We start from the raw sequence: 26,092 nt of genomic DNA on the forward strand, positions 1-26,092 counted from the left end.
GCCAGAAATGGTTTCACCTCATGGGGAGGGGTACGACGCGGTGTTCGATTACGGCGACCGGACCGGCTACGAACCGATCAGCGACACTGACCGCAAGGAGTTCCACGAGCAGGGCTTCCTCCTGCTGCGCAACGTCCTGACGGAGGACCACCGGGCGGCGCTGGAGGCGGCGGTCGACCGCGTCTACGCGGAGGAGCAGGCCAAGGGCACCACCAAGAAGGACGGCACCCTGCACCTGCTGGGCTTCCTGGAGCGCGACGAGCTGTTCGGCGAGCTGCTCACCCACCCGATCGCCTTCCCGTACATGTGGGGGCTGGCCGGCTGGAACATCTACACCCACCACAACCACCTGGACGTCACCCCGCCGGCCGCCGAGCCGGAGAAGCCGTACTGGGGTTGGCACCAGGACGGGTACCGGCAGAACTCCGACCCGGAGACGATGGACCCGAACCTCCCCCGGCCGATGTTCTCGCTGAAGGTCGCGTACGTGCTGTCCGACCTGTCGGAGACCGGCCGTGGCGCCACCAAGGTCATCCCGGGCAGCCACCTGTGGAACTCGCTGGACCGTCCCAAGGACCTCAGCGTGCACAACCCGGACCCGGAGGGCACGGTGGAGATCACCGCGAACCCGGGCGACGCGTTCATCTTCGACCGTCGGCAGTGGCACTCGCGTTCGACGAACCTGTCGACCATCACCCGCAAGATGCTCTTCGTCGGCTACACCTACCGGTGGATCCGTCCGCTGGACGAGCTGCACCCCGACGTGAACGGCGAGTGGTACCGCAACCGCACGCCCGTCCAGCGCCAGCTGATCGGTGAGGGCACCCACACCGCCAACTACTGGGGCATCAACTGGGACGGGTACGTCGACGACGAGATCCCGCTGCGCAAGGAGCTCAAGGAGCGCGGTCTGCTCGACCGCAACATCCCCTGGCTGCGCTGACGTACCGCTGGAAGGAAGGCCCTCGGTCCGCCGAGGGCCTTCCTCGCGTATCAGGCCCGACCGGCGAGCCGGCGGCGGACCTTCTCCCGGATCGGCTCCGGCAGGTCGGTCGCGTCGAGCAACCGGGGCAGCAGCTCCGGCTCCAGGCTGGTCGCCCGGAACACCTCGCCGATGGTCACCCCGTGCGCGGGCCGTTCCACCACCTCGACCGGGTCGCCGGCGCCCACCTCGCCCTCGCGCAGCACCCGCAGGTACGCCCCCGGGGCGGCCCGGACGGTGAACCGCTTGATCAGATCCGGTACGCCCCAGAAGCCGGCGAACGTGGTGCAGGGCGTCCGCGGCTTGGTGACCTGAACAAGAGCGGACCCGACCAACCACTGCTCGCCGATCACGGCGCCGGTCACGTCGACCGCGTAGGTGGTCAGGTTCTCCCCGAAACCCCCCGGCCCGACGCCTCGGCCGAGTTCGGCGGCCCACCAGGCGGCGTCCTCCTCGGCATAGGCGTACACCGCCTGGTCGGGGCCACCATGCACAGGACGCTCGGCGACGAAGTCACCCGCCAGGCCACCGGCGAGCACCGCCACCGAACCCTCGACCGGACGTTTGTCGATGCCGCTGCGACCACTCGCGTCGCCGGCCCACCGCGCCTCGGTCACGATGCCGAGGTTCACCGCTGCCACCCTGCCCGTCATGACGGCCAGCCTAGCTGCGGTGCTTTCCCCGACCGGCCCTGCGTTCAGCCCTTGACGGCGCCGGCCACCAGACCGGACACCATCTTCCGCTGCACCAGCAGGAAGAAGATGATGACCGGCAGGGTGAACAGCGTGGAGGCGGCCATGACCGGCCCCCAGTTGGTGTCGTCCCGGCCGAAGAAGAAGGTCATCGCCACCGGCAGGGTGTAGCGCCCCTGGTCGTTGACGAACGTCAACGCGAAGATCAGCTCGTTCCACGCGGTGATGAAGGAGAAGATGCTGGTCGCGACCAGGCCGGGCGCGACGAGGGGGAACAGCACCCGCCGGAACGTCTGGGCCCGGCTCGCGCCGTCGATGGCCGCCGCCTCCTCCAGCTCCTTGGGCACGGCCGCGACGAAACCGCGCAGCATCCACACCGCGAACGGCAGCGAGAAGCCGAGGTACGTGAGGATCAGGCTGGGCAGGGTGTTGTAGAGCCCGAGCCGCTGAATCATCAGGAACAGCGGGATGACAAGCGCCTCCAGCGGGATCATCTGCACGATCAGCAGCATGATCAGGAAGCTGGTCCGCAGCTTGAAGCGGAACCGGGCCACCGCCGTCGCGGCGAGCAGGGCGACCAGACCACTGAGCACCACCGTCGACACCGCGACGATCGCGCTGTTGAGGAAGAAGTCGAGGAAGGTCACCCCGGGGATCAGGTTGCCGGTGAGGATCTCCCGGTAGTGCGCCAGCGTCGGATGGGTCGGCACCGGCTGCGGGGTGGACGAGAAGATCTCGCTGCTCGGCTTCAGCGACGTCGAGATCATCCAGTAAACCGGGAACGCCGCGAAGAGCGCGACCAGCAGCCCGGCGCCGTTGAGGGCGACCTTCTTCACGACTCGTCCTCCTGCTTGAGCACCATCCGCACGTAGAAGCCGGTGACCACGAGCAGGATCAACGTGAGGATCACCGCGATGGCCGCGCCGAGTCCGTACTTCGGCGGCGGCGAGAAAGCCTCGGCGTACGAGTAGATGGAGAGCATGAACGTCGGCCGGTCCTGGGTGCCGCCGGCCAGCACGAACTGCTGGGTGAAGACCTTGAAGTCCCAGATGGTGGAGAGCACGATCAGGATCCCGAAGACCGGACGCAGCAGCGGGAACGTGATCTTCCAGAAGACCCGCCACGGGCTCGCGCCGTCCACCCGGGCCGCCTCGTGCAGCTCACTCGGCACGCTCTTGAGGCCGGCGAGCACGCTCACCGCGATGAACGGGAACGAGTGCCACACGACCACCAGCGTGAGGATGGCGAAGAACAGCAGCGGCGAGTTGAACCAGCCGTAGCCGGTCCAGTCGCTGTGCCCGAACAGGGCGTTCGAGAGCCCGTCCGGCAACGCGTTGAACAGCCACGTGACCAGGCCGCTGGTGTCGTCGAAGATCCACTTCCAGACGATCGTGCCGGTCAGCGCCGGAGTGGCCCAGGCGAGCATCACACAACTGGCCACGAAGGTCGCCATCTTGCGACCGAGCCGGTTGAGCAGCAGCCCGACCAGGGTGCCCAGCACCATCGTGAGCAACACGTTCGCCGCGGCGAACAGCACCGTGTTGCGCAGCACCGTCAGGAAGAACGGGTCGGAGAGGATGTCGGTGTAGTTGCCGAGCCCCACCCACGGCCACTCCCGGTCGCCCCGCAGCTGCCGGACGCTGTTCAGCCGGTAGAAGGACATCGCCACCACCTGGCCGAGCGGCCAGAGCAGCAGCACCCCGATGATGACGAGTGCGGGCAGGAGCAGCAGGTACGGCAGGCGGTCGACCCGGCGACGCCGCCGCGCGGGGTTCTCCCGCGCGGCGGACGTCTCCGGCACCTCGGTCAGCGTGGTCACTTGGAGTTGAGGATGCTTTCCATCTCAGCGGCCGCGTCGGCGGTAGCCTTCTCGACCGTCTTCTGACCCTTCATGACCGAGCTGTTCATCGCCTGGGTCACCGTCTTGGTACGGCTGACCTCCACCCACTTCGGGGTGAGCGGCGTGAGCTTGGTGTTCTGCATGGTCGTGGCGAACGCCGCCATCACCTTGTCGTTGGCGTACGTATCGCTGGCGACCAGGTCCTTGTAGACGGGGAAGAACCCGAGGCTGCTCGCGAAGCTCTGCGAGTTCTTCTTGTTCAGCAGCACGGTCAGGTAGTCCCAGGCCAGGTCCTGGCGCTCGCTGTCCTTCCAGATCGCCACGTCCGAGCCACCGGCGAAACCGGGTGCGGCCTTGCCGTCCGGGCCGGGGATCGGGAACGTACCCCAGACCTTCTCGATCTCGGGGTTGTCCTTCTTGATGGCGGCCTGCTGCCAGCTACCGGCGAACGCCATCGCGGCCTTGCCGGTGGCGAACTGCGTCCGCGCGTCGATCTCGTTCCAGCCGGCGGCGGCCGGCGGGGCGACCTTGTGGACGGTGACCAGGTCGGTCCAGTACTTGACGGCCCGCTGCGCCTCCGGCGTCGCGTAGCCGGACTTCCACGCGCCACCCTGGTTGGTGGCGATCTCGGCGCCCGCGCCCCAGAGGAAGGAGTAGAAGGGCAGTTCGGAGTTGCCCGGCAGCGCGATGCCGTAGGTGCCCTTCTTCTTGGCCTGCACGGTCTTGGCGACGGTGACCAGCTCGTCCCACGTCTTCGGCGGCTGCACACCCGCCTCGGCGAACCAGTCGGTGCGGTAGTAGATCGCCCGCACACCCGCGTACCAGGGGACGCCGTACTGCTTGCCGTCGAGCTGCGCGTTGCGCACCAGGTCGGGCAGCAGGTCCTTGCCGTCCGCCCAGCCGCCCATCCGACCACTCACGTCGGCGAGCGCCTCCTGCGCGGCCCAGCCCTGGGTCTCGGTGTTGCCCAGCTCGGTGATGTCCGGGCCCTCACCGCCGGCGAGCGCGGCCTGGAACTTCTTGGGCGCCTCCAGCCAGGGGATGTACTGCACCACCACATCGGTGTCGGGGTGCTTCTGCCGGAACTCGGTCTCCACGCTGTCGAGGAAGGCGTTCTGGGCGTCGCCGCCCTCGCCCATCATCCAGACCGTGAGCTTGCTGTCGTCGGCCGCTTCCTCGCCTGAGCCGCCACAGCCGCCCAACACCATGGCCACCGAGGCCGCCACGGCAGTGACCGGGGCCAGCCGCTTCCACCTGTTCACGCCACATCTCCCCTCGCGCTGCCTGGAACTAACCTTCTCCGCCGCACCTTAGTACGAAGAAATCCTTTACGACAGTGGGCGGGCAGGCCGAAGCCTGGCGACCGTATCGCAGGTCGCCGACGCGCCAGAGCCGTGGAACCGGGCCGAACCCGGGCAGGACGCCACGAAAGAGCGCCCGGCCAGACGGCCGGGCGCTCTTTCAGGTCCTGCGGTGATGCCAGGTTGTTACCGGGTGACGCGGCGGCGGCCACCCACACCAGCCACCAGCGCGACCGCGATCGCCGCCACCACGACCTGCACCAGCAGCTCGGTCCAGTCGATACCAGCGGTCTCGGTCGCGATACCCATCGCCCGCGCCAGCACCGTGCCCAGCAGAGCCGCGCCGATACCGATCAGCAGGTGCAACCAGATCGGCATGTTCTGGCGGCCCGGAACAACCAGGCGGCCGAGCGCCCCGACGATGAGACCAACAACGATGGCAGTGATGATGCCCCACACGGTGAGCTCCACGGTCGCCCTCCTTCAAAGAATGTCTGACACACAACGTGTGCTTCCTGTCGTGACCGCTAAGTTCCCGACCCACCAAAAATCCAAACCGACCTGACCGCCCAGACGATCACGACTTGGTGAACAAGGGCACGGACCACCAGACCCCCGCGCCCCGCGCCCCGCGCCCCGCGCCCCGGCGATCTTGCACTTTCGGTCGTCGATAGGAGTGGAATGCCGGGGATGCCGCAGCAGAGAGTGCAAGATCGGCGCGGTCGGAGGGCTCTCCGGGCTCACGTCCGGTCGCCCGTGCCGCACCGAGGATCGTGCTCTGTCCATGAAGTAGTGGCATCGCCGCTGAGGATCACGATGGTGGCGCGGGAAGGCAGAGCGCAGGTGCGGAGCACGGGACGGCTGCCTGGCACCGGCCGAGGCGCGACATCGCGGTTCGCCGAACCAGGCCGGGCACAGCACTCAAGGGGCGCCCGGCCTGCTGGCCGGGCGCCCCTTGGAGATGTTGCGGTGCTACAGGTGTCGGTTGTTACCGGGTGACGCGGCGGCGGCCACCCACACCGGCCACCAGCGCGACCGCGATCGCCGCCACCACGACCTGCACCAGCAGCTCGGTCCAGTCGATACCAGCGGTCTCGGTCGCGATACCCATCGCCCGCGCCAGCACCGTGCCCAGCAGAGCCGCGCCGATACCGATCAGCAGGTGCAACCAGATCGGCATGTTCTGGCGGCCCGGAACAACCAGGCGGCCGAGCGCCCCGACGATGAGACCAACAACGATGGCAGTGATGATGCCCCACACGGTGAGCTCCACGGTCGCCCTCCTTCAAAGAATGTCTGACACACAACGTGTGCTTCCTGTCGTGACCGCTAAGTTCCCGACCCACCAAAAATCCAAACCGACTCACCGGCACAAGAAGTCGCCGGCGTCGATGCCGGCCGGCTGCGTCGGTTGGCACGGATCCACGTCCACACAGGTCAGACAACATGTTGCCCAGGGCGACAACCCAGAGAAGCCCGACCAAAAAATTTCCGCCCACACCCGGCCTCACCCCCTGCCCCACACCGGGTTTCACCCCGCCTCCACCCCGGTGATCAAGAGGTTCGCGTCAGAATCCGGGCTTCGGATGACGCGAACCTCTTGATCAACACGGGTAAGCGGGGGGCCGGGGCGGGGATCGGGCGGGGGTCGGGGGGTCGGGGTTACTTCTTGGGGGCCTTGGTGTCGCCGGAGTCGGAGGACAGGGCGGCGATGAATGCCTCCTGCGGGACCTCCACCCGGCCGACCATCTTCATCCGCTTCTTGCCTTCCTTCTGCTTCTCCAGCAGCTTGCGCTTACGGCTGATGTCACCGCCGTAGCACTTGGCGAGCACGTCCTTGCGGATCGCGCGGATGGTCTCCCGGGCGATCACCCGGCTGCCGATGGCCGCCTGGATCGGTACCTCGAACTGCTGGCGCGGGATGAGCGTACGAAGCTTCGCGGCGATGGTGACGCCGTAGTTGTACGCCTTGTCCTTGTGCACGATGGCGCTGAACGCGTCCACCGGCTCGCCGTGCAGCAGGATGTCCACCTTCACCAGGTCGGACGCCTGCTCGCCGGAGGGCTCGTAGTCGAGTGAGGCGTACCCCTTGGTCCGGCTCTTCAACTGGTCGAAGAAGTCGTAGATGATCTCGGCGAGGGGCAGCGTGTAGCGCAGCTCCACCCGGTCGGCGGAGAGGTAGTCCATGCCGAGCAGGCTGCCGCGCCGGCCCTGGCACAGCTCCATGACCGCGCCCACGTAGTCGTTGGGCGTCAGCACGGTGGCCCGCACCACCGGCTCGTACACCTCGGCGATCTTGCCGGTCGGGTACTCGCTCGGGTTGGTCACGACGATCTCCGCGCCGTCGTCCGTGATCGCCCGGTAAACGACGTTCGGGGCGGTGGAGATCAGGTCGAGGTTGTACTCGCGCTCCAGCCGCTCCCGAATGATCTCCAGGTGGAGCAGGCCGAGGAAGCCACAGCGGAAGCCGAAGCCGAGCGCGCCGGAGGTCTCCGGCTCGTAGTCCAGCGCGGCGTCGTTGAGCTTGAGCTTGTCCAGGGCCTCACGCAGGTTCGGGTAGTCGGACCCGTCGATCGGGTAGAGGCCGGAGTAGACCATCGGCTTGGGGTCCTTGTAGCCACCCAGCGGCTCGGCCGCCGGCCGGGCGTTGATGGTGACCGTGTCACCGACCCGGGACTGCCGGACGTCCTTCACACCGGTGATCAGGTAGCCGACCTCGCCGACGCCGAGCGCCTCGGCCTTGACCATCTCCGGTGAGATGACGCCGATCTCCAGCAGCTCGTGCACCGCACCGGTCGACATCATCTTGATCCGGTCGCGGGCGCTGATCCGGCCGTCGATGACCCGGACGTACGTGACGACGCCGCGGTACACGTCGTACACCGAATCGAAGATCATGGCCCGGGCGGACGCCGCGGCGTCGCCGACCGGCGGGACGAACTGCCGGACGATCTCGTCGAGCAGGTGCGGTACGCCCTCGCCGGTCTTGCCGGAGACCCGGATGCAGTCGGCGGGGTCACCGCCGATGAGGTGGGCCAGCTCCTCGGCGTACTTCTCCGGCTGGGCGGCCGGCAGGTCGATCTTGTTGAGCACCGGGATGATGCGCAGGTCGTTCTCGAGGGCCAGGTAGAGGTTGGCCAGGGTCTGCGCCTCGATGCCCTGCGCGGCGTCGACAAGCAGCACGGCGCCCTCGCAGGCGGCCAGCGACCGGGACACCTCGTACGTGAAGTCGACATGCCCCGGGGTGTCGATCATGTTGAGCACGGCGTGCTCGCCGGTCCGCTCGCCCTCGCGGATGGTCCACGGCATGCGAACGGCCTGGCTCTTGATGGTGATGCCGCGCTCGCGCTCGATGTCCATCCGGTCCAGGTACTGCGCGCGCATCTGCCGGGGGTCGACCACGCCGGTGAGCTGCAACATCCGGTCGGCCAGGGTCGACTTCCCGTGGTCGATGTGGGCGATGATGCCGAAGTTCCGGATGCGACCGGGGTCGGTGGCACCAGGAGCGTTCGCGCCGGGATCGAGCTTCGGTGGCACAGCGGTCCGTTCTGGTCGGCTGACGTGAACAGGCCGGCGCGCCGCCGACCCCCTCCATGTTCCCACGCCGCCGGGGTACGCCCACTGCGCGGGCGACGGATCGGTGCCCGGGCAGCCTCACTCCATCGGCGGCTCCACGAAGAGCGCGGCCAGCCGGGGCAGCCGACGGCGGGCCTCGGACTCGTCGTCGAAGTCCCAGAAGTCGTTGAGATCCGGCGTCCGGACCGGCTCGCGGTCCGTCGGCAGTTCCGACGCGGTGGCCCTGCGGTACGCCTCCCACGGCACCGCCAGCATCTGCTCGGCGGAGAACTCCTCCCCGCTGAGCGACGCGGCCCGCACCTCGGGCAGCTCGGCCAGCGAGTCGGGGTCGCCGACCGCGCGGGCGAACACCGCCCGACCCTGGGCCATCAGCCAGCCCCGGAAGTGCTCGAAGCCCTCCGCCGACGCCCCGCCGTTGATCAGGTACGCCGCGCCCCACAGGTCCGCCTTGTGCGACGCCGCCAGGACCCTCGCCTGGTGCTGGGCGTACCCGACGATGTCCTCCGGATCGCGCTCGGCGAGCAGCGCCACCGCCCGCGCGGCGACCGGCCCGGGCTCACCGCCGCCCCCGGCGCGGGCCTTGTCGATCAGCTGCCAGAAGTCCTCGGTCCTCATGGCTTGGCAGTCTGGCAGTGTCGCCGCGCGGCGCGCACGTACCCCGGGGCAGCATGGGGGGATGTCGTCCCCGCCGCTGCCCCCGGTGCCGTACCACGGGGGCGCGCTGCGCCCGTCGTGGCCGGAGCTGCCGGCGGCGCTGCGGGCCGCGATCGTCGACCGGCTCGGCGCGCCGGTGGTCAGCGTCCGGGTCGCCGCCGCCGGCTTCACCCGGGGCTTCGCCGCCGTGCTGCACACCGCCGACGGCGGCCGGGCGTTCGTCAAGGCGGCACCCGCCGTCGCGCAACCGCGCCTGAGCCACGGATACGCCCGGGAGGCCGCGATCCTCGATCGGCTGCCGGCCGACCTGCCGGCGCCCCGCCTACGCTGGACGCTGGACCACGCCGGCTGGTTCGCGCTCTGCGTCGACGCGGTCGACGGCCACATCCCACACCTGCCCTGGACGCGCGCCGAGCTGGACGCCACGCTCGCCGCGTACGCCGAGGTCGCCGCCGCGCTCGCCGACCCACCGACCGACCTGATCGCGCTCGGTCTGCCCCGCCTGGCCGACCTGGCCCGCTCGGACATCCTCTGGTGGGAGGAGGTCGCCGCCGGCCGGGAGCCGCTCCCCGCACTGCCCGCCACCGCCCGGGGCCGGCTCCCCGAGCTGGTGGCGTTGGAGTCCCGCCTCCCCGCGTACGCGGACGGGGCGACCGGCGTGATCCACGGCGACCTGCGGGTGGACAACGTGCTCATCGACCCGGACGGCCGGGCCCGGCTCTGCGACTGGACCTGGGCCTGCACCGGTCCCGCCTGGTTCGATCTGGTCACTCTGCTGCTCACCGCGTACGCCAGCGGCCTGGACGTCGATCGGATCTTCGCCGCGCACCCGGCGAACGCGGGCGCTCCCCCGGACGCGCTGGACGCCACCCTCGCCGCGTTGGCCGGCTACTACCTGACCGGGGCGGACGCGACACCGGTGACGGCCTCGCCGCACCGGTCGGCGCACCAGCGGTCCAGCGGCGAACAGGCCCTGGACTGGCTCGCCCGCCGGCGGGGCTGGCGGTGATCCGCGCGGCGGCTCACCTGAGCCTCCGTGATCCACTCGGCTGCGGCGAAGGCGGGCGGTCAGCCGGCGGCGGATACCCTGGTTTCCAGGAAGCCGGGTGGATCACCCACCGAGGGTCCGGGTGAACGCGTCGGGCGGAGCCGTTTTGGCTCGTCCCGGGCGACCTGGTAACCTGGCTCTTCGCGCGGCGATGACTCGTGTCGTCATGCCGTGCACAAGCTGACCAACCCGAGCTATAAGACGAGGCTGTCGCGTGGCGAACATCAAGTCCCAGATCAAGCGCAACCGGCAGAACGAGAAGGCCCGGCTGCGCAACAAGTCGGTCAAGTCGTCGCTGAAGACCGCCGTCCGGAAGTTCCACGAGGCTGCCGAGGCCGGTGACGTCGAGAAGGCGACCGCCCTCATGCTGGACGCCTCGCGCAAGCTGGACAAGGCCGTCAGCAAGGGCGTGATCCACTCCAACCAGGCCGCGAACCGCAAGTCCGCGATCGCGAAGCGCGTGGTTGCCCTCTCCGCCTGACGCTTCATCGTCAGACTGCATTCGGAAAGCCCCGGACCTCGGTCCGGGGCTTCCGCGTGTCCTCGAAGCCCCCGCTGGTCAGTCCAGCGGGTCCCTGCGGCGCCTGGGCCGCACCGGATCGGTCGTGACCGCCACCGGAGTCACGGCGCTCCACTCGACCCGGGCCCGGCCGACCACCGGCTCCATCTGCCGGCGGAAGCGGTCCCGCTCCTGCTCGGGCACGAGCGCGGCGGAGCGGACCACCACCGCGGCCACCATGTCGTTGAGCTTGACCATCGCCGCCACGACCACGGGTAGCACCAGCACCGCCCACCAGGTGACCAGCTCCGCGAGCGCGAGCAGCACCGCCAGGGCGATGGCGCCCTCGAAGAACAGGAAGCAGAGCACCCCACCGGGGTTGACGAACCGCAGGCCGAGGAGCCGGGCGTAGAGCGGCCGGTACCGCTCCTCGTCGGCGGACACGGTGGCCCACGCCGTACGGTTCGGCCCCGTCACCGGCTGCTGCCCTGCCGGGCCGCCGCCACCGAGAAGACCGCCCGTTCCAGGGCGTACGCCCGGTCGTCCGAGCCCCCCTTGACGGCCGCGTTGCACTCCGCGGCGACCTGCATGGCCCGGACCAGCCCTTCCGGGGTCCAGCCGCGGCCCTGTCGCTGCGCCCGTTCGATCTTCCACGCCGGCATGCCGAGGCTGCTGGCGAGCTGGTACGCGTTGCCCCGCCCGGCCGACGCCACCCGGGCCACGGTCCGCACCCCGTCGGCGAGGGCGTCGGCGATGGGCACCGGGTCGACACCGACGTGCAGGGCCCAGCGCAGTGCCTCCAGGGCGGCCGGCACGTCGCCGACCATGGTGGCGTCCGCCACGGTGAAGCCTGTCACCTCGACCCGCCCCCGGTAGTAACGGGACACCGTCTCGGCGCTGATCCGCCCGTCCGTGTCGGCCATGAGCTGGGAGCAGGCGGCGGCCAGTTCGCGTAGGTCGTTGCCGACCGCCGCGATCAGCGCCTCGGCGGCGTCGTCGGCGCATCGGCCGCCGGCCCGGCGGATCTCGTCGCGGACGAAGGCGACCCGCTCGCGGTGGCCCTTGAGCTTGGCCGCCGGGACCACCGTCGCGCCGGCCGACCGCAGCCCGTCGGCGAACGCCTTGCCCTTGGCACCGCCCAGGTGCAGTACGAGGAGCTGCACCTCCGGGTCGGGATTCTTCGCGTACGCCAGCAGCGCGGCGGCCAGGTCCTTGCGGGCGTCCTGGCCGGAACGCAGGATGAGCAGCCGCCGGCCGCCGAACAGTGACGGGCTGAGCATCTCGGCTATCTCGCCGACGGTGAGCGCACCCGCCTGGTACTCGCGGACGTCCACCTCGGGATCGGTGGCGCGGGCCCGTTCGACCGCTTCGGAGACCGCGCGCGTGGCGAGCAGCTCCTCGTCGCCGAGGACGAGCACAATGGGGGCGAGGCTGGCGGGGGTCACGTCGCCCATATTCGCACGGCCTGTGGCGGGTACGGGCCTGCTCATTCGCCGCCCGGTCGGCGCAGCCCGCACTTAGCGCAAATCCAGACATTTATCTCAGTTCACCGCCTAATTCGCGAATGACTAGCATTTCCGGCCGAGTGCGCGCAATTTCCACGCGCCTGTCACGGTGGTCGACGTCCGGGCGGCAGGCCACGATGGGCCACGGCCAGCCCGTCGGCGGTCCGGATCGCCGCCACGTCACCGTCCGTGTCGGTCCGCAGAACCCGGACACCGTGCCTGCTCAGCCGGGCCAGTAGCGCCGGGTTCGGGTGCCCGTACGTGTTGCCCGTGCCGACCGGCACCAGAGCGACAGCCGGCCGCACGGCGGCGAGGAAGTCCTCGTCCTGGTACGCCGAGCCGTGGTGCGCGACCTTCAACACGTCCGCCCGTAGCTGTCCGGGCGGCGTCCGGACCAGGACGGCGTGCTGCTCCTCGGTCTCGGCGTCCCCGGGCAGCAGGAACGAGACGCCGGCGACCGTGGCGCGCAGCACCAGCGAGTTGTTGTTCGGGTCCGAGCGGGTGCCGTCCAGCGGGTACGGCGGACCGAGCACCAGCAGCTCGACACCGCCGATCCGGTGACGTGCCCCGGCGGTGGTGTCCAGCATCGTGGCCCGGCCGCCGGTCGCCGCCGCGCGGACGGCCGCCCGACCGCTGGGCGGGTCCGTGGACGGCGGGGTCAGCACGGCGGCCACCCGTCGCCCCCGGAACACCCCGGCCACGCCGCCCACGTGGTCGAGGTGGAAGTGGCTGACCACCAGCAGCGGCACCTCCCGGATACCGAGCCGCCGCAGACACGCGTCCACCGCGCCCGGCTCCGGTCCGGTGTCGACAACGACCGCCCGGCCGGGCGCGACGGGCAGCACGAGGGCGTCCCCCTGTCCTACGGCGCAGGCCACCACCACCCAGCCGGGCGGCGGCCAGCCGCTGGCGACCAACCGGACCCCGAGCGCGCCGACCAGTACGGCGACGGCGACCACCGCCACCAGCCGGCGCACCAGCGGTCGGCGTGCGGCCACCAGCAGCGCCACGGTCAGCCCGGCCAGCAGCAGGGCGCCCCAGGCCCCGCCCGGCCACGGCAGGGTGCCGGCCGGGAGACGGGCGCCGTGGCGGGCGATGACGACCAGCCACCAGGCCGGCCAGCTCGCCAGCCACGCGACGAACCCGGCCCCGGCCGGCCAGAGCGGCGACAGCACGGCGGCCGTCACGCCCAACACGGTCGCCGGCGCGATGGCCGGCACCGCCAGCAGGTTGGCCGGCACCGCCACCAGGCTGACCGTGCCGGAGATCCCGGCGACGACCGGCCCGCAGGCCACCTGGGCTGCCGCCGGAACCGCCAACGCCTCGGCCAGCCCGGCCGGTACGCCCCGGCGGCGCAGCCCGTCCCGCCACCGTGGCGCGAGCAGCAGCAGGCCCCCGGTGGCCAGTACGGACAGCGCGAACCCGGCGTCACCGGCCAGTTCGGGGTCGACGAGCACCAGCACCGTGACGGCGGCGGCCAGTGCCGGCAGCGCGGCCCGGGGTCGGCCGACGGCCAACGCGACGAGCCCGACCGCTCCCATCGTGGCGGCCCGTACGACGCTCGGTGACGGACGTACCAGGATGACGAAGCCCACCAGCGCCACCCCGCAGAGCAGCCCGGCGAGCCATGGACCGGCGCGTGCCCAGCGTGCGACCAGCAGCACCGCACCCACCACGATCGCCACGTTGCTGCCCGAGACGGCGTTGAGGTGCGTCATGCCGGTCGCCCGGAAGTCCTCCTCGACGGCGGGCGGCAGGCGGCTGGTGTCCCCCACCACCAGCCCCGGCAGCAGGCCACCCGGGTCGTCGGGCAGCGGCGCGCAGGCCCGTTGCAGACCCGCGCGCAGGGTGCCGGCGGCGCGCTGCGCCCACGACGGCGTACCGCGCCGCTGGGGTGGACCGGTGGTGGCGAGGACCGCCGCGGTGAGGTCACCGCCGCGCGGCACGCCGAGCCGTCCCTCGGCGGTCAGCCGCTGCCCCGGCAACAGCCCTCGCCAGGCGGGGTCGGTGGCGAGGACCAGCACCCGCACCGACGCCCGGAGCCGCGTGCCGTCGGGACCGGTCAGCCGGATCAGCTCGCCCGACACCAGCAGCATGCCGGGACGCCCGGCGGAGCGGATCGGGCGCGGATCGTCACGCACGACGAGGTCGGCGGTGACCGGGGCGCGCTTCTCGGCCAGGGCGCGGACCGGCGGGGCGTCCCGGACGACCAGCCGGGCCGAGGTCGCCGCCGCGCCGCAGAGCACGCCGAGGCCGACCGCGACGACGACCCAGCCGTAGCGGCGGGCGAGCGGGCCGGGGCGACCGAGCCGGCCGAGCAGGCGCAGGACGCCCAGCGCCGTCGACACGGCGGCCCCGCCCGCCACCAGCAGCAGTGGTCGGGGGCCGACGTGCAGGCCGGCGAGCGCGGTGAGCCAGGCGGCCCCGGCCAGCCCGGCGAGCCGGAGGTCCGGTGGCGGCGGGTCGCCGACGGAAGGGGGGACGTTCACACCGTCACCAGGTCCTTGAGCTGCTCGTAGCGCGCGTCGCCGATCCCCTCGACCTGGCGCAGGTCTCCGACGGCCGTGAACCCGCCGTGCTGGTCCCGGTAGGCGAGGATGCGCTGGGCGAGCACCGGCCCCACTCCGGGCAGCGCGTCGAGCTGGGCGAGTGTCGCGGTGTTGAGGTTCAGCACTCCGCCGGGGGCCGGCGCCCCGCCGGGGGCCGGGCCGGCCGCGGGGCCGGGCGCCGGCGGGGGCGTCACCCCGACGACGATCAACTCACCGTCGGTGACCTTGCGGGCGGGATTGAGCAGCGACACGTCGACGCCGGGCAGCGGGCCACCGGCCTCGGACAGTGCGTCGGCGAGTCGGGCCCCGGCCGGTACACGCACCAGGCCGGGTCTGCGTACCTTGCCCGCGACCGCGACCACCAGCTCGCCGGACGCCGACGCGCTGCCCGGCCCCGCCACGACGGCCGGGGTGGCCTCGCCCACCGGTGGGGTGACCGGTTCCGCGTGCGGTCGGGACCGCCAGGCCCAGCCGGCGGCGGCCAGCACCACCACGAGGGCCACGGCCGCCAACGCCCGTACGCCGCGCCTGCCCGGGTCGAATGCTCCGGGGCCGGGCAGCCGCGCCGCACCGCCGCCGGGAACGACGGACACGTCCGCCGCCGACGCACCGCTCTCCGACGGAGTCGGAGACGCACCACCGCCCGACGGAGTCGGCGACCCGCCACCCGTCGCGGCCGTCAGCCGGCGCAGACGCTGACGTACCGCTGTCTCCTCGTCCTCTGCCACGCCGCGACGCTAGGACGTCGGACGCCACGACGGGCGCCTCGCGGCCCGGCCTGTGGACAGTCGACGCCACTGTGGACAACGCCCTGATCATGCTCGTGTCTGCTACGGCGCGGGAGCCGCCGGAAGGTAGCGCGCATTCATGGATGGGGATTAATGTTAGCGCTATCACGCGTGACGTCACCCCCCACCACCACCGCCGCACCTGAGGGGAACCATGGACGTAAAGAGAAGGCTGCACCGCCTGCTGGCCGCAGCGGGGACCCTGCTGGTCCTCGTCGCCGGCGCGGGCGTCTACCTGGTCACGGAGACGCCCGGCGTCGCCCGGGCGGCCGGCACCGGCCCGTGTGACATCTACGCCTCCGGCGGCACGCCGTGCGTCGCCGCGCACAGCACCACCCGAGCCCTGTACGGCGCGTACAACGGCCCGCTCTACCAGGTTCGCAGATCGTCGGACAACACCACCCGCGACGTCGGCGTGCTCAGCGCCGGTGGCGTCGCCAACGCGGCCACCCAGGACACGTTCTGCGCCAACACGAGCTGCGTCATCACGATCATCTACGACCAGTCCGGTCGCAACAACCGCCTCACGCAGGCGCCTCCGGGCGGCTTCACCGGTCCGGCGCCCGGCGGGTACGACAACCTCGCCGACGCGAAGGCGGCACCGGTCACCATCGGCGGCCAGAAGGCGTACGGCGTCTACATCGCCCCCGGCACCGGCTACCGCAACAACAACACCAACGGCGTCGCGACCGGCGACCAGCCCGAGGGCATCTACGCCGTCGTCGACGGCACGCACTACAACCAGTGGTGCTGCTTCGACTACGGCAACGCGCAGACAAACGTCCAGGCCGACGAGCGCGCGATCATGGAGACGGTCTACTTCGGCGCGAACAAGCAGTGGGGCTACGGAGCGGGCGCGGGTCCCTGGATCATGGCCGACCTGGAGTGGGGCCTGTTCTCCGGGGTGAACGCGGGCTACAACAACATCGCGTCCATCAACCACCGCTTCGTGACGGCCATGGTCAAGGGCGAGCCGAACCACTGGGCGATCCGGGGCGGGAACTCGCAGTCGGGTGGCCTGACCACCTACTTCGACGGCCGGCGTCCCAACGGCTACAACCCCATGAAGAAGGAGGGGGCCATCCTCCTCGGCATCGGTGGTGACAACAGCATCACCGGCCGCGGCACCTTCTTCGAGGGCGTGCTGACCTCCGGCTACCCGACCGCGGCCACCGAGGACGCCGTCCAGGCCAACATCGCCGCTGCCGCCTACACGCCCGCCAGCGGCGGCAACCCGCAGCAGAACGCCCAGATCGTGGGCGCGCAGTCCGGTCGCTGCGTCGACGTGCCGAACGGCACCACCACCAACGGCACCCAGGTGCAACTGTGGGACTGCATCAGCAACAGCACCGCGCAGCGCTGGACCTACACGGCCGGCAAGCAGATCCAGGTGTACGGCAACAAGTGCCTCGACGCCAACGGCCAGGGCACGGCGAACGGCACTCAGGTGATCATCTGGGACTGCCACGGCGGCACGAACCAGCAGTGGAACGTCAACGCCAACGGCACCCTCACCGGCGTCCAGTCCGGGCTCTGCCTGGACGCCAACGGGGCCGCCACCGCCAACGGCACCAAGCTGATCCTCTGGGCCTGCAACGGGCAACAGAACCAGCAGTGGTCCCTGCGTAGCTGATCGGGCAGCAGTCGGGCCGCCTCCGGATGGAGGCGGCCCGACGGCACCGGCTCAGCGGGCCTCCGGGTCGAGGCCGAGCACCGCCCGTCCCCCGTCCACCGGCAGGGTCACCCCGTTGACGAAACTCGCGGCCGGCGACAGCAGGTACGCGACCGCCTCCGCCACCTCGTCGGCCCGCCCGATCCGGCCCACCGGGTGCAGCCGGGTCAGCTCGGCGTCGATCTGCTCGGCGCGGGTGGGCTCCTGCGCGGCGAGGAACTCGGCGTGCCGCTCGGTGGCGATCGAGCCGAGCGCGACGGCGTTGGCGCGGATGCCGTGCCGCCCGTACTCGACGGCCAGCGCCCGGGTCAGCCCCTCGACGGCGGCCTTCGCCGTGGCGTACGGCAGGGCGCCCGGCACCGGCCGGTGGGCCTGGTGCGACGACACGTTCACGATGGCGCCGCCCGTGCCGGCGGCCAGGAACCGGCGTACCGCCACGGCGGCGCCCACCAGGGCGGGGCGCAGGTTCAGTCCGATCAGGTCCAGCACGGTGTCGGCCGACGCCGTGTGCAGGTCCGCGTCCCGGAAGACCGCCGCGTTGTTCACCCAGCCGGTGAGCGGGGCGACGCGTTCGGCCACCTCGGCGGCGTGCGCGGCCACCCGCTCGTCACCGGCGTCGCCGACGACCGCGAGCAGGCGGTCGGCGGCCGGGTGCCCGGCGAGCCAGTCGACCGCCTCGGCGTCGCGCTCCACGACGACGACGGTGACGCCGGTCGTCACCAGCCGGTGCGTCACGGCCCGACCGACGCCACGGCCGCCACCGGTCACCACGCACGCGCCGGCCACTGCGTCAGCTCCGGGGCCGCCGGTGCACGACCACACAGGCCAGACCCGGCCCGGCGTGTGCGGCGACCACCGCGCCCGCCTCGGAGACGTACGTGTCGTGCACGCGTTCGCCCAGGCGTGCGGTGAGCGCGGCGAGCAGCGCCTCGGCGCGCTGCGGCGCGGCCAGGTGGTGTACGCCGAGGTCGACGTCGTCGTCACCGGCGGCCTCCACGGCCAGGTCGGCGAGCCGGGCGACTCCCCGGCTGGCGGTCCGCACCTTCTCGCGCAACACGATCGCGCCGTCCGGCATGTGCATGATCGGCTTGACCGACAGGGCGGTGCCGAGCAGCGCCTCGGCGGCGTTGATCCGGCCGCCCCGGCGGAGGAACTCCAGCGTGTCGACGTAGAACCAGACGGTGGTGCGGGCGACCGCGGCGAGCGCCGCGTCGCGTACGCCGGTCAGGTCCGCCCCGGCCTCGGCGGCGGTGGCGGCGGCGAGGGCCGGGAAGCCGAGGCCCATGCCGGTGGAGCGGCTGTCGACGACCTCGACCCGACCGCCGACCTCGACGGCGGCCAGTCGGGCCGCCTCGACGGTGCCGGACAGGCCGGCGGACAGGTGTACCGAGACGACGCCGTCGGCCCCGTCGTCGAGGAGACGGCGGTACGTCCGGGCGAACTGTTCGGGCGCCGGGCGGGACGTGCTGGCCGACACCCGCCGCTCCCCCAGCGCACGGGTGGCGTCGGCGGGTTGGGTCTCCACCCCCTCCAGCCCCTCCGCGCCGTTGAGCACGACGGTCAGCGGGACGACGGTCAGCCGGTGCCGCCGCACCAGCTCGGGTGGGAGGTAGGCGGTGGAGTCGGTGACGACCGCGACGGGCATGCCCGGCACGCTAGCCGATCACGACGCCCTGCGCCGAGGTGCGAGCGCCGGCCCGGGTGGGATCGGCGCTCAGACCGCGTCGACGACGGCCGGGGCGGTGACGAGGCCGACGTTGTGGGCGCGGAGCTGCCAGCCCCGGACGTCGTCGTGCCGCAGTTCGGTCCAGTGGCAGTTAGCCAGTGAGCCGATGGTGCGCAGCACGTCGGAGGGCCAGCCGAGCAGGTGGCCGACGCCCTGGCGGGAGGCGCCGCCGTGGGTGGCGAGGACCACTGTCCCGCCGGGCGTCGCGTCGGCCGCCGCCAGGAACGCGGCGGCGACCCGCTCACCGAGTTCGTGCAGCGGCTCCAGGTCCGCACCGGGCGCCGGGTCACCGGCCCGCCAGCGGGCGTACTCGCCGGGGAACCGCTCGGCGACCTCGGTGAGGTGCAGGCCCTGCCACTGACCGAAGTGCCGCTCGCGCAGCCGGGCGTCGGTGCGTACCCCGAGGCCGGTGAGCGCGGCCAGCGCCGCGGCCGTCTCCGCGGCGCGGCCCAGGTCGCTGGACACGATGGCGTCCGGTCGCAGCGACGCGAGCAGCGGCGCGGCAGCGCGGGCCTGGTCGCGGCCCAGCTCGTTGAGGGGTACGTCGGTCTGCCCCTGGACGCGGTTCGCGGCGTTCCAGTCGGTGTTGCCGTGCCGCCAGACGATCAGCCGGGTCATTCGGCCGCGGCGGACCCGCTGGCGTCGGCCTCGACCAGGTCGCGGTCGACGAACGGGATGGTGGGGCAGTCCTTCCAGAGGCGGTCGAGCCCGTAGAACTCGCGCTCCTCGGTGTGCTGGACGTGCACCACGATGTCGACGTAGTCGAGCAGCACCCAGCGGCCGCCCCGCTCGCCTTCGCGCCGGATCGGCTTGGCCTTCTCCGGAAGCTCCAGCAGGCGCTCCTCGATGGCGTCGACGATGGCGAGCACCTGGCGCTCGTTGGGGGCGGCGGCGAGCAGGAACGCGTCGGTGATGGCGAGCTGGTCGCCGACGTCGATGATCGCGATGTCCTGCGCCTTCTTGTCGGCGGCGGCCTGTGCGGCGGCGATCGCCAGCTCGTGCGCGCGTTCGGAAACTGTCACCGTTCTCCTTCGATCAGGCGTGCGATCCTCCAAGCGTCTCACACCCGGCGAGGTCCCGAGCCGTCAGTTCTGGTCGCTTAGGTGTACGAACCGGCGTATACCGGGCGCGATCAGGACTGATAGAGGCGTCGCTTGGCGATGTACTGCACCACACCGTCGGGCACCAGGTACCAGACCGGCTCACCGCGGGCGACCCGGGCACGGCAGTCGGTCGACGAGATGGACATCGCGGGCACCTGGATCAGGCTGACCGTGTCCGCCGGGAGGTGCTTGTCGGTCAGCGCGAACCCGGGCCGGGTCACCCCGATGAAGTGGGCCAGCTCGAAGATCTCGTCCAGGTCCTTCCAGGACAGGATGCGTTGCAGCGCGTCCGCTCCGGTGATGAAGAAGAGCTGGACCTTGGGGCCGTACTCGGCCTGGAGGTCGCGCAACGTGTCGACCGTGTAGGTCGGGCCGCTGCGGTCGATGTCGACGCGACTGACCTGGAAGCGGGGGTTGGAGGCGGTGGCGATCACCGTCATGAGGTACCGGTCCTCGGCGGGGCTGACCGGCTCGTCAGCCTTCTGCCACGGCTGCCCGGTGGGGACGAAGACCACCTCGTCCAGACCGAACCGGTCCGCCACCTCGCTGGCCGCGACGAGGTGCCCGTGGTGGATCGGGTCGAAGGTGCCGCCCATGATCCCGATACGCCGGATATCTTCCTCCACCCCGTGATCGTAGGCCGGACCTCCCACCCGGTCGTCACGGCCCGAGGGCTGGTGAGGCGACTACTCGCGTGCGTATACTCGTAGGCGAGTATTTGGAGGTGCGTCATGCCGAAGCGGCGCAAGGTCGGCAACCTGCTGGCGCTGGCCGTGCTCTCCGCCCTCGTCCAGCGGCCCATGCACCCCTACGAGATGGCCAGCACGCTGCGCGCCTGGGGCAAGGACCAGGACATGGAGTTCAAGTGGGGCTCCTTCTACACGGTGATCCGCAACCTCGACAAACACGAGTTGATCACCGCTGTGGAGAGCGTCCGCGAGGGTCGGCGTCCGGAACGCACCGTCTACCGGATCACCGATGCGGGGCGCGCCGAACTGGTCGACTGGGCCCGCGAACTGGTCGGCACACCCATGCCGGAACATCCCCGCTTCCGAGCCGGCCTGTCCGTCCTCGCCGCCCTGCACCCCGACGAGGCCACCGACCTGCTCCGACAGCGGCTCGAACGGCTGGACGACGCGCTCCGCCGCGACCGCGACACGCTCGACGCCCACCTGCGCGAGATCCCGCGCCTGTTCCTCGTGGAGAACGAATACGACCTGGCCATCCGGGACGCCGAAGCCGCCTGGCTACGGGCCCTGCTGGCGGAGCTGACCTCGGGCAGCTACCCGGGGCTGGACGTCTGGCGGGCCTACCACGAGACCGGCGAGATGCCGGCCGAGCTGACCGAGCTGGCCGAGAGGACCAGCGGCGACCCCGACACCGCCGACTGAGAAAGACGGCTCCGGCGGGGTGCGCCAACACCCCGCCGGAGCCCTACCTCGAACCGACACCTGAGCAGGCACCCGGCCCGAAGCGGCAACCACGAGGATAACCGGGTTCCCTCCCAGGACGGTTCGTCCGCACCCACGCGACGACACCAGGGAGAAAGAGCATGACAACGGTACGAACCGCGCTCGTCATCGGCGGCGGCATCGCCGGGCCGGTGGCGGCCCTCGCGCTCCACCGCGCCGGCATCACGGCCACCGTCGCCGAGGCGTACCCGGCGACCGCCACCGGAGCGGGCGGCGTCGGCGGCACCCTCGCGCTCGCGCCCAACGGCGTCGCAGCCCTGCGGGCGGTCGGCGCGGACGAGGCGGTGACGGCGATCGCCACGCCCATCCACCGCAGCGTCATGGCCGTCGGCGCCCGACGGATCGACCTGCCGATGCTGGCCGGGGTGCCACCGCTGCGGGTGGTGCACCGGGCCGAGCTGCACCGGGTGCTGCACGACCGGGCGGCCGCCGAGGGCGTCACCTTCGCGTACGGCAGGCGACTGGTCGACGTCACGCAGGCCGACGACGGCGTGACTGCGCTCTTCGAGGACGGCACCACGGCGACCGCCGACGTCCTGGTCGGCGCGGACGGCATCCGGTCCACGGTCCGTCGCCTCATCGACCCGGCCGCGCCCGGCCCCCGGTTCACCGGACTGCTCGGCTTCGAGGCGGTCGCCCGGCACCAGGTGGACGCCGGGGCCGGCACGATGACGTTCGCCTTCGGACGGCGCGGCTACTACCTCTACTGGCCGGAGCCGGGTGGCGGCACCCGCTGGGGCGCCAACCTGCCGGGGCACCGGCCGATGAGCCTCGTCGAGGCCCGTACGGTGCCCGCGCGGCAGTGGCTGGACACGTTGCGCGCCACCTACGGCGACGACGACCCGGGCGCGGAGCTGATGGCCACCAGCTCCGCCGACGACCTCCAGGTGGTCGGCGCGTTGCAGATCATGCCGCCCGTGCCGCACTGGCACCGGGGCCGCATGGTGCTCATCGGCGACGCCGCGCACGCGCCGTCGAACAGCTCCGGGCAGGGCGCGTCGCTCGCCATCGAGAGCGCGGTGCAGCTCGCCCGCTGCCTGCGGGACCTGCCCGACGTGACGTCGGCGTTCGAGGCGTACGTGCGGCTGCGTCGCACCCGGGTCGAGAAGGTCGCCGCCCGCGCGGCGCGGATCAACCACACCAAGGCGCCCGGGCCGGTCGCCCGGACGCTGATGCCCCTGCTGATGCCGCTGCTCATGCGCACGGCGATGAACCCGGAGCGCACCATCGCCCACGAGCAGCGCTACGTCATCGACTTCGACGCGCCGGTCACGGCGGAACCCGCCCTGGGCTGAGCACGAGCGCGGGGTGGCCCGGCGGCCACCCCGCGCTTCGGGTCGGCCTCAGGCCGATGCGGCGGCCACCGCCGTGCGCGCCACGAGCGCCCGCCGCAGGTCGTCGTCGGCGTCGGTGACGACCCGCCGCAGACCCGCCGTCAGGTCGTCGCGGCCCAGCAACGCCGCGGCCGCCTCCCGGGTCGGCTGCGCCACGGCGTAGCGGGGGAACGCCAGCTTCGCCACCCGGTCGGCCGTCCAGGAGGTACGCCGACGAGCGGCGGCCGGCATCTCGGCGAAGTACCGCTCGACGTACGCGGCGGTCAGGTCGGCCTGCTCGGGCTGCCAGAAGCCCTCGGCCGTCGACTCCAGCAGCCGGTTGGACAGCTCGGCGTCGCGCACGATGATCTCCCACGCCGCCTTTTTCGCGGCCGGGTCGCCCACGGCGGCCCGGCAGTACGCGGCCTGTTCCGCACCGGCGGAGCTGACGTCGACCCGCGCCTCGGCGGCGATCTCCGCCTCGCCCGCCGCGCCCAGCACCACGAGCCGGCGCAGCACCGCCCAGCGCAGCTCGGTGTCGACCGTCAGCCCCGGCGGCACGTCCCGGCCGGCGAGCCAGCCGACGAGCAGGTCGCTGTCGGTGGTCGCGGCGATCCAGCCCCGAGCGGCGGCGAGCTGCAACGACTCCCCCGCCGGCGCGTCGTCGAGCAGGCGCCGGCACGCCTGGGCGATCCGGGCCAGCGCCGCCGAACGGGCCAGCGGGTCGAGGTAACGGTCCACCAGCGACCGGCTGAGGGTCAGCACGTCCTCCGCGATGATCACCTCGGTCTCGGCGGGCAACGCCGCGACCATCAGGTCGACCAGGCCGGCCACCGGCCGTTCGCCGTCGACCACCGCGTCCAACGCCTCGCCCCAGAGCACCGCCCGGGCGAGCGGATCGGTCAGCGAAGGCAGCACCCGCGCGACGGCATCCGCCGACGCGTCGTCGAGGCGTACCTTGGCGAAGGTCAGGTCACCGTCGTTGAGCAGCAGCACCTGGGCCGCCGGCTCGCCGGTCAACGTGCCGAGCACGGTACGACCGCCGTCGACGGCCGGATCGAGATCCACCTCCGTGCGCTGGACGGTGCCGTCCGCCGCGTACCGGCCCACGCCGATGCGGTGCGGGCGCAGCACCGGGTGGGACGCGGGGGCGGTCTGCACCACGGCGACCTCGGTGTAGCGGCCGTCGCCGTCGACGGCGACCTCGGCGCGCAACGTGTTGACCTGCGGCCGGCGCAGCCACAGCTCGGCCCAACCGGACAGGTCCCGGCCGCTCGCGGCGGAGAGGCTGGTCAGCAGGTCGTCCAGGGTGGCGTTGCCGAAGCGGTGCGCGGCGAAGTGCGCGTTCAGGCCGGCGAGGAAGGCTTCGTCGCCGAGCCAGGCGACCAGTTGCCGCAGCACGCTGGCGCCCTTGGCGTACGAGATGCCGTCGAAGTTGAGCAGGCCCTCGTCGGCGTCGGCGACCTCCTGCGGCGCGACCGGATGGGTGGAGGGACGCTGGTCGGCGGCGTATCCCCAGGCCTTGCGGCGCATGGCGAACGTCGTCCACGCCTGGTCGAAGCGGGTCGCCTCGGCGGTGACCCGGTAGCCCAGGTACTCGGCGAAGGACTCGTTGAGCCACAGGTCGTCCCACCAGCGCATGGTGACCAGGTCACCGAACCACATGTGCGCCATCTCGTGGGCGATGGTGCTGGCCCGCAGCTCGCGCTGCGTGTCGGTGACCGCCGACCGGAACACGTAGTCGTCGCGGAAGGTGACGATGCCCGGGTTCTCCATCGCGCCGGCGTTGAACTCGGGCACGAACGCCTGGTCGTACTTGCCGAACGGGTAGCGCTCGGTGAAGAGCTGGTGGAACCGGTCCAGGCACCGCCCGGTGATGTCGAAGATCTCCTCGGCGTCGGCGTCCAGGTGCTCGGCGAGCGACCGGCGACAGTAGATCGCCAGTGGGATGCCGTCGTGCTCGGCCCGGCGGACGTGGTACGGCCCCGCGATCAGCGAAAAGAAGTACGTCGCCAGCGGCGCGGTCGGGGCGAACTCCCACCGCCCCGGGGCCGGCGTGGCGGCCACCTCGGCGTTGCTGGAGACCGTCCACTGCGGCGGCGCGGTGACCGAGAGGGTGAACGGCGCCTTGAGGTCGGGCTGGTCGAACGCGGCGAAGATGCGCTGGACGTTGTCGAGGAACGTCACCGCGTAGAGGTAGGTCTCGCCGTCCGCCGGGTCGACGAAACGGTGCAGCCCCTCGCCGGTGTTGGAGTACGCCATCTCCGCCTCGACGACGAGGGTGTTCGTCGTGTCCAGGTCGGCCAGGGGCAGTCGGTTGTCGGTCAACGTGGCCGGGTCGACGGCGCGGTCGTTGAGGCGTACCGAAAGAAGGTTGACGGGCTTGACCTCGGCGAAGGTCACGGTCCCGGCGGTCGCCCGGAACCGGATCTGAACGCGGGAACGGAACAGATCGCCGTCGCCGGTCAGATCGAGGTCCACCTGATAGGACTCGACAGTAATCGCCGCGCCACGCGCGGTCGCCTCTACACGGGTCAGGCTCGGCATCCGCTTATCCTGCCCGATGGGGATCGGCAGCCGGTCCCCACCTGGCCCCCGGCAGTGAAGGAAAGAATCATGGCGCAGCACCCCAAGGGCGATTTCGACCTCTCCCGCGCGGTCTGGCAACGGGCCGAGGGGGACACCTCCGAGAGCGCTGTCGAGGTCGCCTTCGTCGACGACCTGATCGGGATGCGCAACTCCGCCGAGCCGGAGGGCCCGGTGCTGGTCTTCACCCAGGCCGAGTGGGACGCGTTCGTGGCCGGCGCGCAGGACGGCGAGTTCGACCTCGACTGATCAGCCATCGGTCGTCGCCCGTGCCGGCGTCTTCGGGACGAGGACACCGGCACGGGCGGCACACGGTGGTCGCCCTGCTGGACCGGGGGCGCGCGGTGGCCCGCTCAGCCGCGCCGGTCGCCGTCGCCCCAGCCCAGACCGCCCGGGCCCGGCGCGTGGTGGAAGCCGGGATGGTCGGCGACGTCGACGCAGCGCTCTCCGTCCGGACCGACCGCACCGCAGAACAGCCGTTCGGCCCGGTGCCAGGCGTCGGCCGGCGACAGGGCCGCCGCCCCGAGCGCCAACTCCGGGCGGAGCAGGCTCAGCGCCTCCGCGTACGCCACCGCCTGCTCACGGGCGTCGGCCTCGCCGGGCGCGGTGAAGCCCAGGTGCACGGTGAAGAACCGGCGCGGTCGCGCCGGCCGACCGGGCGGACCGATCAGTGACCGCGCGGCCCGGCCCGCGCCCGGTGTCTCGACCGCCCGCCGCTGCCGCCAGCGCGGCGCCCTGTTGTCGTGCATTCGTCCTCCCCGTGGTCGTGGACCGGCGGGGTCGCCC

The 26,092-nt window shown here is 71.9% G+C and carries 26 protein-coding genes; 7 read left to right on the forward strand and 19 right to left on the reverse strand.

Translation table 11 applies throughout. The annotated features are described in order from the left end of the window. The first annotated feature begins 40 nt into the window (after positions 1-40). Positions 41-943 carry a phytanoyl-CoA dioxygenase family protein gene (locus tag ACTFTM_RS25485; RefSeq protein ID WP_088988074.1) on the forward strand — a complete coding sequence of 301 codons (903 nt, stop codon included), beginning with the start codon at positions 41-43 and terminating at the stop codon, positions 941-943. A 50-nt stretch (positions 944-993) separates the two neighbouring features. On the opposite strand, the gene ACTFTM_RS25490 is transcribed toward ACTFTM_RS25485, so the two are convergent. The 8 genes from ACTFTM_RS25490 to ACTFTM_RS25525 all read right to left on the reverse strand — a co-directional run bounded on the left by ACTFTM_RS25490 (position 994) and on the right by ACTFTM_RS25525 (position 9,006). Further along, a complete protein-coding gene (locus tag ACTFTM_RS25490; protein ID WP_449562964.1) occupies positions 994-1,635 on the reverse strand; it encodes an MOSC domain-containing protein in 642 nt (213 codons plus the stop codon). A gap of 44 nt (positions 1,636-1,679) precedes the next feature. Next, positions 1,680-2,510, reverse strand: a complete 831-nt coding sequence (locus ACTFTM_RS25495) for a carbohydrate ABC transporter permease (RefSeq protein ID WP_449562965.1) — start codon at positions 2,508-2,510, stop codon at positions 1,680-1,682. After that, the gene (locus tag ACTFTM_RS25500; protein WP_449562966.1) at positions 2,507-3,493 is read right to left on the reverse strand and encodes a carbohydrate ABC transporter permease; all 987 of its coding nucleotides are present in this window, start codon (positions 3,491-3,493) and stop codon (positions 2,507-2,509) included. The genes ACTFTM_RS25495 and ACTFTM_RS25500 overlap by 4 nt, the downstream gene beginning before the upstream one ends. Then, on the reverse strand, positions 3,490-4,776 hold the full coding sequence (locus ACTFTM_RS25505) for a sugar ABC transporter substrate-binding protein (RefSeq protein WP_449562967.1): 1,287 nt from the start codon (positions 4,774-4,776) through the stop codon (positions 3,490-3,492). The genes ACTFTM_RS25500 and ACTFTM_RS25505 overlap by 4 nt, the downstream gene beginning before the upstream one ends. Positions 4,777-5,001: 225 nt before the next feature. Further along, entirely contained in the window at positions 5,002-5,286 is a 285-nt protein-coding gene (locus ACTFTM_RS25510; protein ID WP_396804119.1) for a GlsB/YeaQ/YmgE family stress response membrane protein, read from the reverse strand. 517 nt (positions 5,287-5,803) lie between these two features. After that, entirely contained in the window at positions 5,804-6,088 is a 285-nt protein-coding gene (locus ACTFTM_RS25515; protein ID WP_396804119.1) for a GlsB/YeaQ/YmgE family stress response membrane protein, read from the reverse strand. A gap of 389 nt (positions 6,089-6,477) precedes the next feature. After that, positions 6,478-8,352, reverse strand: a complete 1,875-nt coding sequence (gene lepA, locus ACTFTM_RS25520; RefSeq protein ID WP_449562968.1) for a translation elongation factor 4 — start codon at positions 8,350-8,352, stop codon at positions 6,478-6,480. Between the two features lie 117 nt (positions 8,353-8,469). Then, positions 8,470-9,006, reverse strand: coding sequence for a DUF4240 domain-containing protein (locus tag ACTFTM_RS25525; RefSeq protein ID WP_449562969.1), 537 nt, complete (start codon positions 9,004-9,006; stop codon positions 8,470-8,472). 61 nt (positions 9,007-9,067) lie between these two features. On the opposite strand from ACTFTM_RS25525, the gene ACTFTM_RS25530 reads away from it, so the two are divergent. Together ACTFTM_RS25530 and rpsT are read left to right on the forward strand one after the other, a co-directional pair. Further along, positions 9,068-10,054: a phosphotransferase gene (locus ACTFTM_RS25530; RefSeq protein WP_449562970.1), complete on the forward strand. Its 987-nt coding sequence runs from the start codon at positions 9,068-9,070 to the stop codon at positions 10,052-10,054. A 253-nt stretch (positions 10,055-10,307) separates the two neighbouring features. Beyond that, positions 10,308-10,574, forward strand: coding sequence for a 30S ribosomal protein S20 (gene rpsT, locus ACTFTM_RS25535; RefSeq protein ID WP_030336508.1), 267 nt, complete (start codon positions 10,308-10,310; stop codon positions 10,572-10,574). Between the two features lie 78 nt (positions 10,575-10,652). Here rpsT and ACTFTM_RS25540 read toward each other — a convergent pair whose 3' ends face one another. The 4 genes from ACTFTM_RS25540 to ACTFTM_RS25555 all read right to left on the reverse strand — a co-directional run bounded on the left by ACTFTM_RS25540 (position 10,653) and on the right by ACTFTM_RS25555 (position 15,374). Continuing rightward, complete coding sequence (locus tag ACTFTM_RS25540) at positions 10,653-11,069, reverse strand: hypothetical protein (RefSeq protein ID WP_449562971.1); 417 nt, start codon at positions 11,067-11,069, stop codon at positions 10,653-10,655. Next, positions 11,066-12,046 (reverse strand): DNA polymerase III subunit delta, encoded by a 981-nt coding sequence (gene holA, locus ACTFTM_RS25545; RefSeq protein WP_449562972.1) that lies wholly within the window; start codon positions 12,044-12,046, stop codon positions 11,066-11,068. The genes ACTFTM_RS25540 and holA overlap by 4 nt, the downstream gene beginning before the upstream one ends. 155 nt (positions 12,047-12,201) lie before the next feature. Continuing rightward, on the reverse strand, positions 12,202-14,586 hold the full coding sequence (locus ACTFTM_RS25550; RefSeq protein ID WP_449562973.1) for a ComEC/Rec2 family competence protein: 2,385 nt from the start codon (positions 14,584-14,586) through the stop codon (positions 12,202-12,204). Then, entirely contained in the window at positions 14,583-15,374 is a 792-nt protein-coding gene (locus ACTFTM_RS25555) for a helix-hairpin-helix domain-containing protein (RefSeq protein WP_449562974.1), read from the reverse strand. Before ACTFTM_RS25555 ends, ACTFTM_RS25550 begins: the two co-directional genes overlap by 4 nt. A gap of 214 nt (positions 15,375-15,588) precedes the next feature. Here ACTFTM_RS25555 and ACTFTM_RS25560 point away from each other — a divergent pair, with 214 nt between their 5' ends. After that, a complete protein-coding gene (locus tag ACTFTM_RS25560; protein ID WP_449562975.1) occupies positions 15,589-17,067 on the forward strand; it encodes an arabinofuranosidase catalytic domain-containing protein in 1,479 nt (492 codons plus the stop codon). Positions 17,068-17,118: 51 nt separating this feature from the next. Here ACTFTM_RS25560 and ACTFTM_RS25565 read toward each other — a convergent pair whose 3' ends face one another. The 5 genes from ACTFTM_RS25565 to nadD all read right to left on the reverse strand — a co-directional run bounded on the left by ACTFTM_RS25565 (position 17,119) and on the right by nadD (position 20,561). After that, on the reverse strand, positions 17,119-17,892 hold the full coding sequence (locus tag ACTFTM_RS25565) for an SDR family NAD(P)-dependent oxidoreductase (RefSeq protein WP_449562976.1): 774 nt from the start codon (positions 17,890-17,892) through the stop codon (positions 17,119-17,121). A gap of 4 nt (positions 17,893-17,896) precedes the next feature. Further along, positions 17,897-18,751: a DegV family protein gene (locus tag ACTFTM_RS25570; protein WP_449562977.1), complete on the reverse strand. Its 855-nt coding sequence runs from the start codon at positions 18,749-18,751 to the stop codon at positions 17,897-17,899. A 69-nt stretch (positions 18,752-18,820) separates the two neighbouring features. Beyond that, positions 18,821-19,450: a histidine phosphatase family protein gene (locus ACTFTM_RS25575; protein WP_449562978.1), complete on the reverse strand. Its 630-nt coding sequence runs from the start codon at positions 19,448-19,450 to the stop codon at positions 18,821-18,823. Beyond that, on the reverse strand, positions 19,447-19,854 hold the full coding sequence (rsfS, locus tag ACTFTM_RS25580) for a ribosome silencing factor (protein ID WP_355053184.1): 408 nt from the start codon (positions 19,852-19,854) through the stop codon (positions 19,447-19,449). Before rsfS ends, ACTFTM_RS25575 begins: the two co-directional genes overlap by 4 nt. Positions 19,855-19,964: 110 nt before the next feature. After that, positions 19,965-20,561 (reverse strand): nicotinate-nucleotide adenylyltransferase, encoded by a 597-nt coding sequence (gene nadD / locus ACTFTM_RS25585; protein ID WP_449562979.1) that lies wholly within the window; start codon positions 20,559-20,561, stop codon positions 19,965-19,967. A gap of 105 nt (positions 20,562-20,666) precedes the next feature. Here nadD and ACTFTM_RS25590 point away from each other — a divergent pair, with 105 nt between their 5' ends. Next, the gene (locus tag ACTFTM_RS25590; protein ID WP_449562980.1) at positions 20,667-21,326 is read left to right on the forward strand and encodes a helix-turn-helix transcriptional regulator; all 660 of its coding nucleotides are present in this window, start codon (positions 20,667-20,669) and stop codon (positions 21,324-21,326) included. A 161-nt stretch (positions 21,327-21,487) separates the two neighbouring features. Continuing rightward, entirely contained in the window at positions 21,488-22,702 is a 1,215-nt protein-coding gene (locus ACTFTM_RS25595; protein WP_449562981.1) for an FAD-dependent monooxygenase, read from the forward strand. 48 nt (positions 22,703-22,750) lie between these two features. Here the strand turns inward: ACTFTM_RS25595 and pepN are convergent, their stop codons facing one another. Next, entirely contained in the window at positions 22,751-25,267 is a 2,517-nt protein-coding gene (gene pepN / locus ACTFTM_RS25600) for an aminopeptidase N (protein WP_449562982.1), read from the reverse strand. A gap of 69 nt (positions 25,268-25,336) precedes the next feature. Here pepN and ACTFTM_RS25605 point away from each other — a divergent pair, with 69 nt between their 5' ends. Further along, positions 25,337-25,555 carry a DUF397 domain-containing protein gene (locus ACTFTM_RS25605; protein ID WP_007464035.1) on the forward strand — a complete coding sequence of 73 codons (219 nt, stop codon included), beginning with the start codon at positions 25,337-25,339 and terminating at the stop codon, positions 25,553-25,555. A gap of 104 nt (positions 25,556-25,659) precedes the next feature. On the opposite strand, the gene ACTFTM_RS25610 is transcribed toward ACTFTM_RS25605, so the two are convergent. Continuing rightward, positions 25,660-26,055, reverse strand: a complete 396-nt coding sequence (locus tag ACTFTM_RS25610; RefSeq protein ID WP_449562983.1) for a hypothetical protein — start codon at positions 26,053-26,055, stop codon at positions 25,660-25,662. Between the last annotated feature and the right edge of the window lie 37 nt (positions 26,056-26,092).

The organism is Micromonospora sp. RB23 (assembly GCF_053585025.1).

Bases quoted from the DNA above. Each gene is read 5' to 3' on its own strand.
- holA (WP_449562972.1), bottom strand. From the start codon at position 12,046: ATGGGCGACGTGACCCCCGCCAGCCTCGCCCCCATTGTGCTCGTCCTC.
- ACTFTM_RS25570 (WP_449562977.1), bottom strand. From the start codon at position 18,751: ATGCCCGTCGCGGTCGTCACCGACTCCACCGCCTACCTCCCACCCGAG.
- ACTFTM_RS25605 (WP_007464035.1), top strand. From the start codon at position 25,337: ATGGCGCAGCACCCCAAGGGCGATTTCGACCTCTCCCGCGCGGTCTGG.
- ACTFTM_RS25590 (WP_449562980.1), top strand. From the start codon at position 20,667: ATGCCGAAGCGGCGCAAGGTCGGCAACCTGCTGGCGCTGGCCGTGCTC.
- pepN (WP_449562982.1), bottom strand. From the start codon at position 25,267: ATGCCGAGCCTGACCCGTGTAGAGGCGACCGCGCGTGGCGCGGCGATT.
- ACTFTM_RS25595 (WP_449562981.1), top strand. From the start codon at position 21,488: ATGACAACGGTACGAACCGCGCTCGTCATCGGCGGCGGCATCGCCGGG.
- ACTFTM_RS25560 (WP_449562975.1), top strand. From the start codon at position 15,589: ATGGACGTAAAGAGAAGGCTGCACCGCCTGCTGGCCGCAGCGGGGACC.
- ACTFTM_RS25575 (WP_449562978.1), bottom strand. From the start codon at position 19,450: ATGACCCGGCTGATCGTCTGGCGGCACGGCAACACCGACTGGAACGCC.
- ACTFTM_RS25530 (WP_449562970.1), top strand. From the start codon at position 9,068: ATGTCGTCCCCGCCGCTGCCCCCGGTGCCGTACCACGGGGGCGCGCTG.
- ACTFTM_RS25490 (WP_449562964.1), bottom strand. From the start codon at position 1,635: ATGACGGGCAGGGTGGCAGCGGTGAACCTCGGCATCGTGACCGAGGCG.
- ACTFTM_RS25525 (WP_449562969.1), bottom strand. From the start codon at position 9,006: ATGAGGACCGAGGACTTCTGGCAGCTGATCGACAAGGCCCGCGCCGGG.
- ACTFTM_RS25610 (WP_449562983.1), bottom strand. From the start codon at position 26,055: ATGCACGACAACAGGGCGCCGCGCTGGCGGCAGCGGCGGGCGGTCGAG.